This is a genomic window from Vibrio alginolyticus NBRC 15630 = ATCC 17749 (assembly GCF_000354175.2).
GTDB lineage: Bacteria > Pseudomonadota > Gammaproteobacteria > Enterobacterales > Vibrionaceae > Vibrio > Vibrio alginolyticus.
In genome coordinates this window covers 678,883-697,423 of the sequence record NC_022349.1, presented here as the reverse complement: position 1 = coordinate 697,423, position 18,541 = coordinate 678,883, and the positions used below count along the sequence as shown (strand labels likewise).

Sequence of the window (18,541 nt, the reverse complement as noted above, 5' to 3'; positions counted from 1 at the left end):
CAATGGGCACATGCATTACCTATGCTTAGTTTCTAAGGTAACAGCCTAGCTACTAAGTCCCCCTACAAAACAACAATTCTAATGTGGAGTGTGAATATGACCGCGCGTGAAAATGTAGTGCCGGTTCTGCTTGAAAAGGTTTACCAACTGATTCAAGACAAACTCGAGCTTTCTCACCAAACGCTTGTAACTAAACTTGCTCAACACTTATTCAGTAACATTGCTGATGATGATCTAATTCAGCGAAACGAATCCGACCTTTATGGTGCTGTCGTTAGCCTTTGGCACCATATCAATGAAAAAAAACCAGAAGAGATTTCGGTTCGAGTATTTAACCCGACCGTAAGTCGTCAAGGCTGGCAATCCACACACACAATCGTAGAAATTGTTGTTCCAGATAGTCCATTCTTAGTGGACTCAGTCAAAATGGCTTTAGCACGTTTGGATCTTGTTTGTCACCTAATGTTGAATAACCCAACACAGATTCAGCGTGATAAAAAAGGCCAAGTTACAGACGTAAACGGTGAGGGTGGTGTTCTTCAATCACTTTTCCACATAGAGGTAGACCGCCTTACTAGTAAAGACGAGATGCAAGCGCTTAAAGAAGAGCTGTTAAGAATTCTATCTGATACTCGCTTAGTCGTTGATGACTGGAAGCAGATGGTTGATAAGCTTAAGTTTGTTACTGATGAACTTGAGAAAAATAAAGATCGTGTTTCTATCCAAACGGATCGTATGGATGAAACGATCGCATTTCTTCGTTGGCTAGAAGATCATAACTTTACCTTTATGGGTTATAAAGATTATGACTTAAAAGAGGTCAATGGTGATACCGAACTTGTTCCTGCTAAAGAAAAAGGACTAGGTCTGTTTGCTGATGACAAGCGCGTTCGTAGCGTCAAGCTCTCTGAATTATCAGATTCAGCGCGATTAGAAGCGAAAAAACCATACGCTCTGATCATCACCAAAGGTAACAAAGCATCTCGTATCCACCGTCCAGCTTATACTGATTACATCGGTATTAAAAAGTTTGATAAAAACGGTAAAGTAATAGGTGAGCATCGCTTTACTGGTTTATATACCTCCGCTGTTTACAACCAAGCGGTACAAAGTATTCCTCTGATCCGTGAAAAAGTTGACCGTATCCTTGAAGCAAGTGGATACCGTCACGGATCATACTCATACAAAGCATTGCACAATATCTTAGAAAACTACCCACGCGACGAGTTGCTTCAAGCTAATGAAGAAGAGCTGCTTGAGGTGGGAATGGGTGTTGTACAAATGCAAGATCGTGACTTGCTGCGTTTGTTTGTTCGTAAAGACCCATTTGGTCGTTTCTTCAGTTGCATGGTTTATGTCACTAAAGATCGTTACAACACAGAATTGCGTCGTCAAACTCAACGCATTCTTAAGCAGTACTTTGGTTGCGAGCAAGAGGTTGAATTTACAACGTACTTCTCAGAAAGCCCACTAGCGAGAACACATTACATTGTTCGTGTAGACAATAACAACATTGACGTAGACGTGAAAAAGATCGAGCAAAATCTAATGGAAGTTTCTACCTCTTGGGATGACAGACTAAAAGAATCCATCATTGCTAACTTTGGTGAAAGTAAAGGCCTTCCTCTTTCAAAAGAATATATGAGTGCGTTCCCTCGCTCATACAAAGAGGACATGATGCCAGGTTCTGCGGTTGCAGATATCGAGCGCTTAGAAGCGTTAAGTGATGATAATAAACTTGGTATGTTGTTCTACCGACCTCAAGAAGAGGGAGCAGATTCCAAAGCTGTCCGCTTAAAGTTATATCATCGCGATGAACCAATTCACCTTTCTGACGTAATGCCGATGTTGGAAAACCTTGGTTTGCGTGTGATTGGCGAATCGCCATATGAGATCGAGAAAAACAACGGTCAGACCTTCTGGATCCTTGACTTCTCTATGCTGCATAAGAGCGAGAAAACCGTTGACCTTCGTGAAGCTCGTGATCGTTTCCAACAAGCATTTGCTGCCATTTGGGCGGGTAATCTTGAAAGTGATGGTTTCAACCGATTGTTATTAGGTGCGTCTTTATCTGGCCGTGAGATTTCCATTCTTCGCGCTTACGCACGATACATGCGCCAAGTCGGCTTCCCATTCAGTCAGCAGTACATCGAAGACACGCTAAGCCACTACCCAGACTTAGCGACAGGTCTAGTCAAGCTGTTCACCAAGCGATTTGATCCGAAACACAAAGGCAGCGACAAAGGCCAAAACGATCTAATTAAAAAGCTAACAGAGCAGTTGGATCGTGTAGAGAGCTTGGATGATGATCGTATTATTCGTCGTTATATCGAAATGATCATGGCGACGCTTCGTACCAACTACTACCAAGTAGACGAGAATAAGCAGCCTAAGCCTTGGTTATCTTTGAAAATGAAGCCAAGCGATATTCCTGAGATTCCGCAGCCTGTACCTGCATTCGAGATCTTTGTTTACGCACCAGATATTGAAGGTGTTCACCTTCGTGGTGGAAAAGTGGCTCGTGGTGGTTTGCGTTGGTCAGATCGTCAAGAAGACTTCCGTACGGAGATTCTTGGCTTAGTGAAAGCGCAACAGGTTAAGAACACTGTAATTGTACCAGTGGGTGCAAAAGGCGGCTTCGTTTGTAAACGCCAGCCATCTCTCACCAGTCGTGATGAAATTTTTGCGGAAGGTCAGCGTTGTTACAAACGCTTTATCCGTGCACTGCTTGATGTGTCAGATAACATCATTGAAGGAGAGGTGGTACCACCACAAAACGTTGTTCGTCACGATGAAGATGACCCATATCTAGTAGTGGCTGCCGATAAAGGCACAGCAACCTTCTCAGATTTGGCAAACTCTGTTTCTGCAGAATACAACTTCTGGCTAGGTGACGCATTCGCTTCAGGTGGTTCAAACGGTTACGATCACAAAGCAATGGGAATCACCGCAAAAGGTGGTTGGGAATCTGTTAAACGTCACTTCCGTGAAATGGGCATCAACTGTCAGACCACTGATTTTACTGCAATCGGTGTAGGTGATATGGCAGGTGACGTGTTCGGTAACGGTATGCTGTTATCGAAGCATATTCGATTGCAAGCTGCGTTTAACCACATGCACATCTTTATTGATCCAAATCCAGATTCAGCCAGCAGCTGGGAAGAGCGTAACCGCTTGTTTAATTTGCCAAGATCAAGCTGGGAAGATTACAACAAAGACTTGATCTCTCAAGGTGGTGGCATCTTCTCTCGTCGATCAAAATCGATCCAGTTGACGCCAGAAATTCAGAAAATGTTAGGTACGAAGAAAGCATCTTTAGCGCCTAACGATCTGATAAAGATGATCTTGAAAATGAAAGTCGATCTTCTTTGGAACGGTGGTATCGGCACTTACGTTAAATCATCGACAGAAACTCATACAGATGTTGGTGACCGTGCTAACGACATGCTGCGCATTGACGGCCGTGACTTAAGAGCCAAAGTGGTTGGCGAAGGTGGTAACTTGGGTATGACTCAGCTTGGTCGTATCGAATACGCACTAACTGGCGGTCGAGTGAACACGGACTTCGTTGATAACGTAGGTGGCGTTGACTGTTCGGATAATGAAGTCAACATCAAGATCTTCCTCAATGGACTGGTTTCAAATGGCGATCTTACGGTTAAGCAACGTAACCAAATTCTAGAGTCTATGGAAGACGAAGTGGGTGAAATTGTCTTGGATGATGCTTACCGTCAGTCGGAGTCGATCTCTGTTACTGAACAGCAAGGTGTTGGCATTGTTAAGGAGCAAATTCGATTCATCCACACTATGGAGAAAGCAGGGTACTTGGACCGTGCTCTCGAATACATTCCTGATGATGAAACGCTAATCGAGCGTGAAAAACAGGGACTAGGTCTGACTCGCCCTGAGCTATCAGTGTTAGTTGCCTACGGTAAAATGGTACTTAAACAGCAACTTGTTACGGATGAAATCGCAAATGATGAATTCCATGCAAAACAACTTGTTGAATATTTCCCAAGTGCGTTACGACGTAACTATAAAGATCAAATGGTTAATCACCCACTGCGAGCTGAAATTATCGCTACAGCATTGGCTAACCAGATGGTTAATGAAATGGGCTGTAACTTCGTTACTCGTTTGCAAGAAGAAACTGGTGCAAGTGTTGTCGATATTGCCAACGCTTACAGTGCGGCTAGAGAAATCTTTGATTTAGAAGAAATCCTCAAGCAAACTCGCAAACTTGATAACGTTGCGACAGCGCAAGCTCAATACGAAATTATGTTTTACGTGCGCCGAGCACTGCGTCGAATTGCACGCTGGTTGCTTCGTAACCGTAGCGGCAAATGCACGGTCGGTGAGTTGATTGCTATCTACAAGCAAGATGTCAATGTTATCACTGAAACCCTAGACACTATGTTAGTTGAGTCTGAAGTTGAAGAACACAATGAGTTGGCTCAAGGTTGGATAGAGAAAGGGGTTGAAGAGAAACTCGCTCACCAAGTTGCCCGCTTATCAAGCTTACAATCTGCACTGGATATTTCATCAGTAGCAAGTGAAACAGGTAAAACGGTTGAGCAAGCATCGAAACTCTACTTTAACTTGGGTGACCGTTTATCGTTGCATTGGTTCTTGAAGCAAATTAATAGCCAAGCCGTTGATAACAACTGGCAAGCACTTGCAAGAGCGGCATTCCGTGAAGATCTGGACTGGCAACAACGTCAACTTACCGCTCAGGTACTGACTTGTGGCTGCTCAACCGAAGAGCTTGACGTGATGGCTGCGTTAGAAGATTGGATTGAAACTAACGAGCAATCGTTGCACCGCTGGGAGAGTATCTTAAACGAGTTCAAAGTTGGCTCAGTACACGAATTTGCTAAGTTCTCTGTAGCACTTCGAGAGCTAGTACTTTTAAACCTCAACTGCTCATCGAAAGAGTAGTGGAATAATCAAGTCATAAGTAAAAGCCTCGTTATTTAACGGGGCTTTTTATTATCTATTATTCACATTTGGAACGAAAATAGTTACATTGTCACATTGAGTTGAAATTAAAACAGAGTGAAATCGATTGCTTTTAAGCGGTTAGTTACGATTTTTATCGCAGAAACTTGATTGTAATTGTTTGTTTTATATTTGAAAATCTTATAAAGATATAGGTTTTTACTTATTACGTTCATTTTCATTGAATTACGATGAAAAACGGTAAATAATATTGTCCCGTTTATACGGGGCTTTTTTCTTTCGGAGGCACAATGCTTTACCGTCTAGCCAGAACTGGCTTTTTCCAACTCGATGCCGAGAAGGCACATGATCTTGCAATCAAGAACTTCCAACGCTTTAACGGCACACCACTTGATCTCTTTTACCGCCAACAGTTACCAACTCGTCCAGTTGAGTGTATGGGTCTAACATTCCGTAACCCTGTTGGTCTTGCGGCTGGTTTAGATAAAAACGGCGAATGTATTGAAGCATTTGATGCCATGGGCTTTGGCTTTGTCGAAGTCGGCACTGTAACGCCACGACCACAACCAGGTAATGATAAACCACGCTTATTCCGTTTAGTGGAAGCAGAAGGGATCATCAACCGCATGGGCTTTAATAACCTAGGCGTTGATAATTTGATCGAGAATGTTAAACGAGCAAAATTCAATTGTGTTCTCGGAATTAATATCGGTAAAAATAAAGATACGCCAATTGAGAAAGGGGCAGAGGACTACCTGATTTGTATGGAAAAAGTGTATGAGTATGCTGGCTATATTGCAGTAAACATCTCATCGCCAAACACTCCAGGTCTTCGTTCACTTCAATATGGTGAAGCGCTTGATGAACTGCTTTCCGAATTAAAAGCGAAACAAGCGGAGTTATCAGAGAAGTACAACAAGTATGTCCCGTTAGCATTAAAGATTGCGCCAGATTTAAGTGACGATGAAATCTGCCAAATCTGCGATTCTTTATTGAAAAACAATATAGATGGTGTGATCGCGACTAACACAACTTTGGATCGCACGATCGTAGAAGGGATGAGACACGCCAATGAGGCAGGTGGCTTGAGTGGTCGCCCTGTGCAATCACGCTCTACGGAGGTCGTACGTAAGCTTCATGAAGAGCTTGGAGACAAACTTCCAATTATCGGTGTTGGTGGTGTAGATTCCTATGTTGCAGCCAAAGAAAAGATCATGGCAGGCGCTAAACTTGTTCAAGTCTACACTGGCTTTATTTACCACGGCCCAGGTCTCGTACGTGATATTGTTAAGAATCTTTAACATATACATCAAAAACTACTGAAAAATCAGTACCTGTTACATAAAAAAGAGGACTTTGTTTCCTCTTTTTTTTTATCCGTTCGTTTGTAGAATTTAAAAATCACGAGTAGGTAATTAAGCGTCTTACCTCTTTACCACTGATTTAACTAGTCAAGAGAGAACGGAATAATGCTTAAACCCAGCGACAAATGGAATTGGTATTTTGACGAGCAAAAAGCTTGCTTAATGCTGGATCTGGGGGAGGAAATGATTTTCCAAACCAATCTATCCCGAAAATTGTTGGTTAACTGTGCCTTCTCAAACAGTGAATTTACCGTTGATGACGCCAGCGCATTTCAAACGTTTAATGAGCGCATTCGCTGTCTCGATATCAGTGAATATCGCCAAGCTGAATTAACACTGTATTGTGTTGCTGCAAAGCGTTTTTCATAAACCTGTACAGCCTAAGAGCTGGTTCTTCGATGCACAGTCCTCTGATTATGAACCTCAAGAAGGGGACATGGTCTTTCTCACAAATCAATATTCTGATGGTATGTTCATCGTTCTAGAACCAGGCGAAACATCGAGCTTATGTGCTTATGTTAACCAAGAAGCCTTTGTTCTTGATGGCAATAAGGCGCTTCAATTTGGGCAGCCGATTAAAGTAATGCATGATCGCATGGCTTGTGCAAACCACCTCTTTGCAATGACCCCTATGGCAATGGTGGGTTAAAGCTGTTTAATTTTTCTTTATTTCGTTCCTTTGTTTGCCTTAATCGACCTTATTGGGTCGATTTTTTTTGTCCTTTCCTCTGACACTCCAATCCGAAAGACCATGAAACTGTTTGTTTTCTATGCATGCAAACATGAAGCTGGTCACTTTTATTTTACTTATTTCAATTTGATTACTCCTTTAATTAGGCAACCTAGCGCCTAAAACAACCCTATTTATTCCCCTATAAAGGGTGTTTGTAAGTAATTTACATCAACCAATCCCGACTGGTATATACCAAAATGCATGTAAATAAGTATTCACTTCTTCTAAAGGAAACAAAATACGTTCATGAATGAAAAACATTCAAACTAAAGATGTTGAAAGTTTTAGATCATTTGAGTGGTGATGATTTGAACTAACGGGTGGGAAAATACCTTTAAAAACGAGGCATTGATCGTAAAGTCAGGTATAATTGAAGCCATTTTTTATCAGCGAAAGAACACTATGAATCAATATCTCGCGGTAACTTCAAATGGCATGGAAAATTTGCTTGTTGAAGAACTGACTAAACTAGGCATTGAAAATGCGAAACCAGTACAGGCAGGCGTAAAATTTAAAGCGACAAACGAACAGGTTTATCGCTGTTGTTTGTGGAGCCGTTTAGCGTCTCGATTTGTACGTGTTTTATCTGAGTTCACGTGTAACAACGACATGGACTTGTATCTATCCACTTCCACTATTAACTGGGTTAACCAATTTCATAGCTCTAAACGCTTTGTTGTGGACTTTAACGGCACAAACCGTGAGATTAGAAATAGCCAATACGGAGCTATGAAGGTCAAAGATGGCATCGTAGATTGCTTTGAGAACAAAGGCTTGCCACGTCCTAATATCAGCAAAGAACGCCCAGATATTCGTATTCACGTTCGTTTGCATAAAGATAAAGCGTTGCTTGGGGTAGACATGGTAGGTAGTGGTCTTCATCAGCGTGGTTATCGACCAGAATCGGGTCGTGCGCCATTACGTGAAACGCTTGCTTCTGCGATTATCATGCGTTGTGGCTGGGATGGGCATCAACCATTACTCGATCCAATGTGTGGTTCTGGTACTTTGCTTATTGAAGCGGCAATGATGGCAGCCAACATGGCACCTGGCGTTAAGCGCAAACAATGGGGCTTCGAAGTTTTGGAAGATTTTGAACCGGAGACCTGGGCTGAGATTAAATCAGAGGCTAATGTTCAAGCTAGACGAGGTGTCAAGAAAGTTGACGCTAAGTTTTTTGGATTCGATAACGACCCCAAAGTATTAAAAGTTGCTCAAGAAAACGCCCGCAGAGCAGGTGTTGAAGAGTTGATTGAGTTTGCGCAAGGTGATGCTGCAACTATTACTCGTCCCGCAGGATTTGAACAGGGTGTTATCGTTTCAAACCCACCTTACGGTGAGCGTCTAGGAACTGAGCCGGGGCTGATTGCGCTCTATACCGCATTCGGTGGACAGCTAAAATCTGAGTTTGGCGGATGTAAAGCATCTATCTTCTCTAGCTCAGACGAGCTCTTGAGTTGCCTTCGTATGCGCGCTGATAAACAGTTTAAATTGAACAACGGTGCGTTACCGTGTCACCAAAAGAACTACAGCATTGCCGAGCGCAGCGCTGATGAAGTTAAAGGTGCAGATACTAACGTTCAAATCGCACCAGACTTCTCAAACCGTTTGAAGAAAAACATTGGCAAGATTGGCAAGTGGGCTCGTAAAGAGAAACTAGACTGCTATCGTATCTACGATGCAGACCTTCCAGAATACAACGTAGCGATCGACGTGTACGGCGATCAAATTGTGATTCAAGAGTACGCAGCACCTAAGAACATCCCTGAAGAAAAAGCCAAGCGTCGTCTAACGGACATTATCCGTGCGACGATTCAGGTGACCGGTGTCGAAGCGAACAAAGTTGTACTGAAAGTTCGTGAGAAGCAGAAAGGTCGAAGCCAGTACCAAAAATTAGGTCAGGTATCAGAGACGCTCGAAGTAAACGAGTACGGTGTGAAGCTGATCGTTAACCTTCATGACTACCTAGACACAGGCCTGTTCTTGGATCATAAGATCACTCGTCGTCGTCTTGGCGAAATGGCACAGGGTAAAGATTTCCTTAACTTGTTTGCTTACACTGGTAGTGCAACAGTGCACGCTGCAGTTGGTGGTGCGTGTTCCACTACAACTGTCGATATGTCAAACACCTACTTGAACTGGGCGAAAGACAATATGCAGCTTAATGGTTGTGTAGGGCGCCAACATAAATATGAACAAGCGGACTGTTTGCAATGGCTAGAAAACGCAAAAGGTGAGTACGACTTGATCTTTATTGACCCACCTACGTTCTCTAACTCTAAGCGTATGGAAACATCATTCGATGTACAACGTGACCACATTAAGCTAATGAAGAACCTCAAACGTTTACTGAGAAGTGAAGGCACAATCGTATTTTCAAATAACAAACGTCATTTCAAGATGGATGAAGAATCACTCGCTGAATTGGGTTTGAAGGCTCAGAATATTTCTTCTCAAACGTTACCATTAGATTTTGCGCGTAATAAACAGATTCATAACTGTTGGCTAGTAACGCACGCGTAGTATAAACAAAAGGATTAATACGTGCTGATATTGTATAGCACGGAGGGATGCCATCTTTGTGAGATGGCATTTGCTCTAGTAGACCAAGTCGGTTTGGCCGAGCAAACAGATATCATTGATATTGCGTTCGATGATGTACTATTTTCTCGTTACGGCGTCACAATACCCGTATTAAAATATCAAGATTCTGAGTTGAACTGGCCGTTTGACTTAGAACAACTCACACATTGGTTGGATAATAATGGCATTACTTACCATTCATAACGCACAACTTGCATTTGGTGACCACCCATTGCTAGACAAAGCGGAGTTCGCTCTTCAAGAAAACGAACGCGTTTGTTTAGTTGGTCGTAACGGAGCAGGTAAGTCCACGTTAATGAAAGTGCTTGCCGGCGACATTTTGTTGGATGATGGCAAGATTCAAATAACTCAAGACGTAGTAGTTTCTCGGCTTGAACAAGATCCACCGCGCAATCAAGAGGGTACGGTTTACGAATACGTATCTGGCGGTTTGGCTGAAATCGGCGAACACTTGAAGATCTATCACGATCTTCTCGATCTTGTTGCTCAAGACCCAAGTGAGAAGAACATTAACCGTTTGGCGAAAGTTCAAGAGCAACTTGATCATTCTAACGCTTGGCGCTTTGATGACCGTGTTAAGAACGTACTTGGCGCTTTAAAACTAAGCCCAGAAACCAAACTGACCGATCTATCCGGTGGCTGGCAACGTAAAGCTGCTTTAGCTCGTGCGCTGGTTTGTGATCCTGATGTATTGCTTCTTGATGAACCAACAAACCATCTCGATGTGACAACGATCGAATGGTTAGAGAACTTCTTAAAAGACTTCAAAGGCTCGATCATCTTTATTTCTCACGACCGTGCATTCATCAAGTCGATGGCGACACGCATCGTTGACTTAGATCGCGGTCAATTAGCTTCTTTCCCTGGTAATTATGAACAGTATTTGAATGACAAAGAAGAAATGCTTCGCGTCGAAGAAATGCAAAATGCTGAGTTCGATAAGAAACTAGCGCAGGAAGAAGTGTGGATTCGTCAAGGCATTAAAGCACGTCGTACTCGTAATGAAGGCCGTGTTCGAGCCCTTAAAAAACTTCGTGAAGAGCGTCGTGACCGTCGTGAAGTTCAAGGTAAAGTTAACCTAAACATCGATGATGCTTCTCGTTCAGGTAAGATTGTATTTGAAGCAGAAAATGTATCTTTTGCTTACGAAGGCAAGACAATTGTCGACGACTTTAGCTTTAACATCATGCGTGGTGACCGTATTGCACTTATCGGACCAAATGGCTGCGGTAAGAGTACGGTACTTAAATTGCTACTAGGGCAATTGGAAGCGCAGTCTGGTCGTTTACACTGCGGAACAAAATTAGAAGTCGCGTACTTTGATCAGTACCGAGAGATTTTGGATCCAGAAAAGACAGTGATCGATAACTTAGCGGATGGGAAACAAGAAGTAATGGTTGGGGGACGTCAGCGTCATGCGCTGAGTTATCTTCAAGACTTCTTATTTGCACCTAAGCGCGCCAGAACCCCGGTTAAGGCACTTTCCGGTGGTGAGAAAAACCGATTATTGCTAGCCCGTATCTTGTTGAAACCAAACAACTTACTTATTCTTGATGAACCAACTAACGATTTGGATATCGAAACGTTGGAACTTTTAGAAGAAATGCTTGCCAATTATCAGGGTACATTATTGTTAGTGAGTCACGACCGTGAGTTCGTAGACAACACAGTAACAACCAGCTGGATTTTTGAGGGTAACGGTATAATCGAAGAGTTCGTTGGTGGTTATCATGATGCTAAACAACAGCGTGACCAAGTTCTTGCTTCGCGCAGTCAGGTTGAAAAACCAACGAAGAAAGAGAAAGTGGTTGAGGAAACTCCCAAAACTACGCAACCTAAGAACAATTCGAAGAAGTTATCGTATAAGCTGCAAAGAGAATTAGAGGCTCTACCAGCTAAACTTGAACAATTAGAGTCGGATATCGAGAGCCTTCAGGAGCAAGTGAACGATCCAGAGTTCTTTGCTAAACCTGTAGAGCAAACTCAGCCGGTATTGGAACAGCTTGCTGCACTAGAGCAGGAGTTGGAAATCGCATTCGAGAGATGGGAAGAACTCGAAGCAATGCAACAGGATAGTTAAGAATTCAATGAATTGTAGTAATAAATTCAAATTGACCGCCATTGCAATGATGGTTGGTACCACAATGAACGCACAGGCGGCATTGTATCAAGTTGTTGAGGTTTCACCTCAGGATCATGGTTCAAACGGTGACTACCAAACGGCTTACGGGGTTGCAATTCAACAGGGCGATGCAGGTACAGATCCTTCAACAGGTTCACCTTTCGCTTTAGGCTGCTTTGATGCAGCAGCAAACTGCACGCCAGAGCAGTTTAAACTTGCAATGGAAACTCGCACTACGCCGATTTCAGCGACACAAGCCGTGGATGGGAACAGCTATCGTGAAGAAATCCCATTCGGATTAGACGCTGGCTTTTATTACATCCAAGAACTCAAAGACTTTGAGCGTTACTGTTACAACCAGCTTCGCTATTCCACCTGTGACTCTTGGGCTTCAGTAAACTGGACGCCGTGGAATAAAGAACGTAGTAAAGACTTTACTTCTAATGCGTTAGCGTTCATAGAAGAAGATTCTGCTGCTTATAAAAATGAATATAACAATGTTATCAACCAGCTTACCGAGGATGGTGCAGCTGTCGGTAATCAGAGTAAAGTTAGCACAGAAAATGCTTCTACATTAGAAACACGAAATACCGTAGTTGCACCAGTAGAGCCAAATATTCTTACTGGCGATAGTGACGCAAGTGTTGTGCAAAGCCATGCTTGGAGCACAGACGGCATTTTTACTGTTGGCAGTGTTTCTCGAACAGCAAGCAATACCAATGGATCTCACCATACATCAAAAGCAGCGATTTGGGATCAAAGCGGAACCGTCAGTGAATTGGCTTGGCCAAGTGGCACATCTAAAGATGGAGAAAGGTTAGCTCAAGGGAGCATGCGTGACCTTGTCACTGATGGAACTACGGTCTATGGCGTAGGTTACAACACTTACAGTGATGATAACTACCTGAATGCGACTGTTTTTGTCGGAACTCTAGAAGCCGAAGGTAGAGTTGAAAACGCAACTTGGAAAAATAAAGTTGTTGTAGGAGCTAGACAGCGCGAAGGTGATGATACGGTTCATACAAACTCACGCTTAACCGACGTTAACTCTAATTTTGTTGCTATTGGTGAAGCGAAACGTTCGGGCGGATACTTAATGCCAACGGGCTCTGCTCCGAATCGTCTCTTTATCGTAGATGATGTTCGTAAGGATTCTATTAGCGCTTTTTACCCAACTACTGGCATTTTCTTTAGCGGTGCGGGCGGTAAGATGGGCGGTATCAACTCTTACAATGAAATCGTCGGGCAACTTGATGCGGAAACGACTCGTGAAGACGATGGCAAGCCACGTCGTAAGCGCGGTTTTATCTATCCATATAGCCTAGGTGGCGAGACTAGTGAACGTGCTGCAACTTTGTTTAATGGAAAAGCTTGGTTCCTAGACAGTTTGACTAATGGCGGTGATTACTCTGAACAAAACAATCAGTTTCGTATTATCGACGCAACTGATATCAATGATGCAGGTGTGATCTCTGGCACTGCTATGAAATGTGCAGGTGGTTATAGTACAACAGCAAACAATGCGACATGTAGCTCTGAAGAGCAAATTGTAGCCGTCAAACTAGTACCTATTGCTGACGCAACGAAGGACGACATCGTATCTCGAAGCATTGACTCAACGACGACAGAGCGTCAAGGTGCAGGTCTTGGTTGGTTAGCTTTGACCATGCTTGGATTGTTTGGGTTCCGTAGAAAATAGTTAAAAATCGTCAGTAATTTTTAAATCAAGCAGAGGCTCACACATTTGAGTCTCTGCTTTTTTTATGCCTTGAGAAATTGCCTACTTTGATCGATTCTTATAAGTGGAGTCATAAAAACTCCATCAAAGTTTCACAATAACAGCTGTACGTTAGTAAATGGACCTGTATGAGGAATTAACTATGAAGAGACAAAAGCGTGATCGCCTAGAACGAGCTCAATCTCAAGGCTACAAAGCTGGGTTGAATGGAAGGTCTCAAGAGGCTTGCCCATATCAACAAGTTGATGCTCGGTCGTATTGGTTAGGTGGTTGGCGTGATGCCAGAGATGAAAGACAATCTGGTCTCTACAAATAAACTCTCCACATACAAAAAGAAGGATTCGAAAGGGCTCTACGGAGCCTTTTCTACATTATAGGGACATAGGGAAGTAGGTTAACACTCGATAACAAAAAGGCTCCTAAATAGGAGCCTTAATAAATCGATTAAAATCGTGATTAGAAGCTTGAAGTGTCTTGGAACAAGCCAACTTTCAAATCTTTTGCTACGTAGATTTCTTTGCCGTCCACACATACACGACCGTCGGCCAAACCCATCACAAGTTTACGGTTTACAACGCGTTTCATGTGGATCTCGTACGTCACTTTTTTCGCTGTTGGCAGGATCTGACCTGTAAACTTCACTTCGCCAACACCCAGAGCACGACCTTTTCCTTTGCCACCAACCCAGCCAAGGAAGAAACCAACAAGTTGCCACATCGCATCAAGGCCAAGACAACCCGGCATTACAGGGTCGCCAGGGAAGTGGCAGTCAAAGAACCACAAATCTGGAGTAATATCCAATTCCGCCAAGATCAAACCTTTACCAAAATCGCCTTCAGTCTCAGACATTTTAGTAACACGATCCATCATTAGCATGTTTGGCGCAGGAAGCTGAGGGTAACCAGGCCCAAACAGTTCGCCTTGGCTAGAAGCAAGTAGATCGTCACGGTTATAAGAATCACGTTTGTTTTGCATTATCAATTACTCCAATTTTTGATAGCTGCATCTTAGTGAACACGTGTACGCTAAACAACTCCGATCAGTACTAGACAAACCAGTTTTTGATGCGCTGCACAATTCCTTCTGGATGCTCATGTCTTTCAAAGTTTTCAATACGTTCCGCTATTTTGCCAATAATGCTATCGTCTTCACCTCTAAAAGGTTTATTCATTACAATCGGAATAGCTTCATCTACGGTAGAAACGGACCAAATATGGAACTCACCATTTTTAATGCTTTCTATTACATCTTTATGTAATGCAAGGTGTTTAAGGTTTGATTTTGGCATCACAACACCTTGATTTCCTGTAAAACCTTGATGTTTACAAACCTGATAAAAGCCTTCAATTTTTTCGTTCAAGCCACCGACGGCTTGCACTCGACCAAACTGATCAACAGCTCCTGTAACAGCAACTTGTTGATTAATTGGAGATTCAGATAAAGCACTCACCAAGCAACAAAGTTCTGCAAGAGATGCGCTGTCACCATCAACTTCACTATAAGACTGTTCAAATACGATGGAGGCAGAGTAAGGCAGTGGTTCATCCAGTTTCAGAGCAGAGCTCAAGAAAGCTTGCATAATCATCATGCCTTTTGCATGTAGATTGCCTCCAAGCTCAGCTTTGCGCTCAACATCGGAAACATCGCCATCACCAAAATGAATTACACAAGATATTCGTGCAGGCTCACCATAGCTGACAGGGTGCCCAGCCATATCAATAACGGTTAGGCCATTGATTTGACCAACTTGTTCCCCAGTTGTCTCAATGATGACTTGGCCATCTAAAATATCGTACACGGCACGCTGAGGAAGGTAAGATTCTCGGTAATACTTATCGTCAATCGCTTTATCTAACGACTTGTAATCTAATGCGTGGCCATCACTGAACTGGCTAGCAAGCGTTAGAAGTTGAGAGTGCCACATTACTCCTAAAGGCAGATAATGTTGATCTTCAGTAAATCTCATACCGGCCAGCAACAATCTTCTAAAACCACATTCAGTTAAGTGAGGCAGCTGATATTGAGAACATATCCAGTTCACTAAACCAAAGTAATCTGTCAAATTCTGCTCTGACAGATGAATATCTTCTTCAACTTCCGTATACATGGCAAAGCCAGAACAGAAGTCTTCATCGATGTATTCTAGCTCTGCTAACTGACTTCTTTCTCCTGTTACAATCAGTTTTACATCATAGGCTTTAGCTTGCGGTACTGAAGTAGGTAAACGAGTAGGGCTTAGGTTCAGTGGCTCGATAAGGTTTTGTTGAATTGCAGACTTTATATTTGGCCAAAGCCCTGGGTTAGCCAAAATTAGATTAGCCGGTACTATTAAGTAACCGTTATCTGCCTGTGAAATTAAACCAGGTTGGAAGGCAATATCACCACTTACATCAACACTGTAACGGTCAAATAAACGTTTGGCATCAAGTGATTCCGACAAAACTATCGCAGCGTTAGACTGGCTCTGAAGAGCTTTACTGATGAACTCTCTATATACAGAATTATCTACGCAGTTAATGAGTAGTACTCGCGTCAATCCGGAAATTTTTGAAAAACGAGATATCGTTGCCGACATTCTCGGTTGGAGCTCAGTAAAAGACTTCTTTGGTAACGAAGGTGCAGACTTTAAAAGTGCTTCGTACCGCTCAAGTGAAGGTGTTACGTCTTGCCAATTAAGTTGGTTCATTAAAATTCATCGTAATTCAATCTTGCCGACATTATAACGAAACGGACTATAACACCCTAGCACCAATTTGGTTTGTTCTCGGCATTCAACTCTCAATGAACAATACTTAGACAAATGAGTGATCAACATCGATACTTCTAAGAGTTTTATTTGCCCAAGTAAACCATCTGGGTTACGCTGTCACTAGGTTATGTTTATGGGTCCGAACAAATGAAATATCAGCAGCTTGAGAATCTAGAATGTGGGTGGAAATGGAAGTATCTCATCAAAAAATGGAAAGATGGTGAAGCGATTACCCGACATATTGATACAAGCGAAGCAGATGCAGCGGTCGCAGAACTAAAACGCCTTGAACACGAGCCTACACTTGTCTTGGCTTGGATAGAAAACCACATGTCAGAAGAGTTAGATAATAAACTCAAGCAGGCTATCCGAGCGAAACGGAAACGTCACTTCAATGCAGAGCAAGTCCATACAAAGAAAAAATCCATTGATTTAGATTACCGAGTTTGGGAAAAGCTTTCTAGTAGAGCGAATGAACTTGGTTGTACGTTATCTGACGCAATTGAATATTTGCTTTCCGAAGCGTCGAGAAGTGAAAAAGCGAGTCAAAAAGTTACCTCAATTAAAGAGGATTTGAGTAAATTGCTATCTAGCTAGGATAGGGAGTGCCAAATGTTATATGTAATCTTAATTGCAGCTATCGTGATCTTTTGGTTGATCGCAGTCGATAGGCCGGTGTTAAAAGTAAAGTTCGATAATGGCCATATTAGTAACGTAAAAGGGCATCTACCTCCTTCTTTCAAACACAACTTACAGGATATTAGTGAGCATAACCCGTTTACTGGTGAAATGAAGGTGTATAGCCAACGAACAGGAATGCGCTTAAGCTTTTCCAAAGGCATTCCCAAAAAAGTTCAACAGAGGATTCGTAACGTTTTTCCGCATCAGGGCTTCAAAGCAAACAAAGGCAAGAAGCGCGCTTAATTACATATCAGTTACTTCATCATGTTAAATGGGACGCAATGTGGCGTCCCATTTTCGTATCTACAGAAAAATTACTTATCATCGAACAATCAACAACATAAACGGACCAAAACGATGAGATACGTTGTAACTTTAATGGTATTGATCTTTACAAGTAATTCAGTTTTTGCTGACGATTCAGAAACGAACCTGTTGGCTAAAAAGATTAAGACTAAGCTTCAAAAGAAAGTAGACAATAAGTTTGATGGCTATCAAGGTTATTGTGACGTCATGATAGAAATGGAGCACAAAAGTAAAAACGCAGTAATAAAAAGAGTAACCAGCAGTGGTGACCAAAAAGTGTGTAGGTACGTTAAGTCCAACTTGAAGAAAGGAAAACGCTATCGTTACAAATACCCCGAAAAGTACATTCGCCTCCATATAACCACAGGCTTATAAATGTTTCAGAACGCCTTGATTAAGAGCGAGTGAACTGAGCTCGTGATTTTTGGCAGATTTCGTTGCGGAGCGATTAGAGCGTTTAGCTGATTTTTGCTGTTGTACGAGGCGAGTATGAAAGGCTTTTTTGTTTGGTAGCGCTTAAGTTAGTAATCGTGATGCCATTGAATGGCAAATTCAGTGAGTTGGCCATCATCACCATACATAGATTGATTCAGGTACTTACGGAAGAACACGCCAGTAAGTCGAGGACTACGCGCGCATCAATTTTCAATAAGAGATTTGATTTGCTTCGTAAGCATAACCACAAACCAAACTAGCGATTGCAAGCCCACAGAAACCTCGGTTAAAGCTTCAAAAGAAAACAATGTTGTTAATCTTAGGATGACATTTTAAAGCAGCTAAAACCGGACATTATTGCTTTGAGTTTACCCCCCTTAGTGCGCATTATATCTGCTTATGTTGAGTGCGATTGCATATGCCAGTCCTATAAAATGTCTCTCTTTTGAGGGACTATTCAATGAAGTATCACGAAATGACTAAAAACTATATTTTTCGTGAATTTGAATGTGGTTTATCCGTCGAACAAGCTGCTGAACTTTGTTTGAAAACTGTGAGAACGGTCAAAGAATGGGATAAGGGGAAAACCATTCCTCCTGAGTGTAAACGACTCATGAGAATGACAAAAGGAAGGGAATTGAGCCCATCAGAACAATGGGAGCACTTTAAAATGCACTACGACAGACTAGAGCTTCCAACAGGACAGCTGGTAACGGCTCAGCAAGTTTTGACTGGAATTGCGTTGTTAGAGATTGGAGCATTGACTGATTTAGAAGCTGCGGGAAAAGTACTAAAGTACGCTAGAGCATTGAAAAAAATCATGTAAAAGTAAAAGTTAGGCTATGAGCCT

Annotated in this window: 14 protein-coding genes and 1 pseudogene; 13 read left to right on the top strand and 2 right to left on the bottom strand. The window is 42.4% G+C overall.

Annotated features, from left to right (window positions below):
* The first annotated feature begins 96 nt into the window (after nucleotides 1-96).
* From N646_RS03035 to rmf, 8 genes and pseudogenes are all read left to right on the top strand, one after another.
* Nucleotides 97-4,938 carry an NAD-glutamate dehydrogenase gene (locus N646_RS03035; RefSeq protein WP_017821810.1) on the top strand — a complete coding sequence of 1,614 codons (4,842 nt, stop codon included), beginning with the start codon at nucleotides 97-99 and terminating at the stop codon, nucleotides 4,936-4,938.
* 311 nt (nucleotides 4,939-5,249) lie between these two features.
* Nucleotides 5,250-6,260, top strand: a complete 1,011-nt coding sequence (gene pyrD, locus N646_RS03030) for a quinone-dependent dihydroorotate dehydrogenase (protein WP_005377443.1) — start codon at nucleotides 5,250-5,252, stop codon at nucleotides 6,258-6,260.
* 168 nt (nucleotides 6,261-6,428) lie between these two features.
* Nucleotides 6,429-6,972, top strand: a pseudogene (locus N646_RS03025) (cell division protein ZapC).
* Between the two features lie 486 nt (nucleotides 6,973-7,458).
* Entirely contained in the window at nucleotides 7,459-9,579 is a 2,121-nt protein-coding gene (gene rlmKL, locus N646_RS03020) for a bifunctional 23S rRNA (guanine(2069)-N(7))-methyltransferase RlmK/23S rRNA (guanine(2445)-N(2))-methyltransferase RlmL (RefSeq protein ID WP_017821809.1), read from the top strand.
* Between the two features lie 63 nt (nucleotides 9,580-9,642).
* Nucleotides 9,643-9,843, top strand: a complete 201-nt coding sequence (locus tag N646_RS03015; protein ID WP_005377447.1) for a glutaredoxin family protein — start codon at nucleotides 9,643-9,645, stop codon at nucleotides 9,841-9,843.
* A complete protein-coding gene (locus N646_RS03010) occupies nucleotides 9,821-11,740 on the top strand; it encodes an ABC transporter ATP-binding protein (protein ID WP_017821807.1) in 1,920 nt (639 codons plus the stop codon). The genes N646_RS03015 and N646_RS03010 overlap by 23 nt, the downstream gene beginning before the upstream one ends.
* A gap of 7 nt (nucleotides 11,741-11,747) precedes the next feature.
* Complete coding sequence (locus N646_RS03005; protein WP_017821806.1) at nucleotides 11,748-13,481, top strand: DUF3466 family protein; 1,734 nt, start codon at nucleotides 11,748-11,750, stop codon at nucleotides 13,479-13,481.
* Between the two features lie 181 nt (nucleotides 13,482-13,662).
* Nucleotides 13,663-13,836 carry a ribosome modulation factor gene (rmf, locus tag N646_RS03000; RefSeq protein WP_005377453.1) on the top strand — a complete coding sequence of 58 codons (174 nt, stop codon included), beginning with the start codon at nucleotides 13,663-13,665 and terminating at the stop codon, nucleotides 13,834-13,836.
* Nucleotides 13,837-13,976: 140 nt separating this feature from the next.
* Here the strand turns inward: rmf and fabA are convergent, their stop codons facing one another.
* On the bottom strand, nucleotides 13,977-14,495 hold the full coding sequence (gene fabA, locus N646_RS02995) for a bifunctional 3-hydroxydecanoyl-ACP dehydratase/trans-2-decenoyl-ACP isomerase (protein WP_005390081.1): 519 nt from the start codon (nucleotides 14,493-14,495) through the stop codon (nucleotides 13,977-13,979).
* 70 nt (nucleotides 14,496-14,565) lie between these two features.
* Nucleotides 14,566-16,095: an AAA family ATPase gene (locus tag N646_RS02990; RefSeq protein WP_226977269.1), complete on the bottom strand. Its 1,530-nt coding sequence runs from the start codon at nucleotides 16,093-16,095 to the stop codon at nucleotides 14,566-14,568.
* Here N646_RS02990 and N646_RS24830 point away from each other — a divergent pair.
* The 5 genes from N646_RS24830 (at nucleotide 16,001) to N646_RS02970 (ending at nucleotide 18,517) form a co-directional block, all read left to right on the top strand.
* Complete coding sequence (locus N646_RS24830; protein WP_021033883.1) at nucleotides 16,001-16,243, top strand: hypothetical protein; 243 nt, start codon at nucleotides 16,001-16,003, stop codon at nucleotides 16,241-16,243. The genes N646_RS02990 and N646_RS24830 overlap by 95 nt on opposite strands.
* 173 nt (nucleotides 16,244-16,416) lie before the next feature.
* On the top strand, nucleotides 16,417-16,866 hold the full coding sequence (gene matP / locus N646_RS02985; RefSeq protein WP_005396497.1) for a macrodomain Ter protein MatP: 450 nt from the start codon (nucleotides 16,417-16,419) through the stop codon (nucleotides 16,864-16,866).
* 15 nt (nucleotides 16,867-16,881) lie between these two features.
* Nucleotides 16,882-17,193: a DUF3634 family protein gene (locus N646_RS02980; protein ID WP_005377468.1), complete on the top strand. Its 312-nt coding sequence runs from the start codon at nucleotides 16,882-16,884 to the stop codon at nucleotides 17,191-17,193.
* Nucleotides 17,194-17,307: 114 nt separating this feature from the next.
* Nucleotides 17,308-17,631 (top strand): hypothetical protein, encoded by a 324-nt coding sequence (locus N646_RS02975; protein ID WP_017821804.1) that lies wholly within the window; start codon nucleotides 17,308-17,310, stop codon nucleotides 17,629-17,631.
* A gap of 520 nt (nucleotides 17,632-18,151) precedes the next feature.
* A complete protein-coding gene (locus N646_RS02970) occupies nucleotides 18,152-18,517 on the top strand; it encodes a phage protein (RefSeq protein WP_017821803.1) in 366 nt (121 codons plus the stop codon).
* Nucleotides 18,518-18,541: the final 24 nt, after the last annotated feature.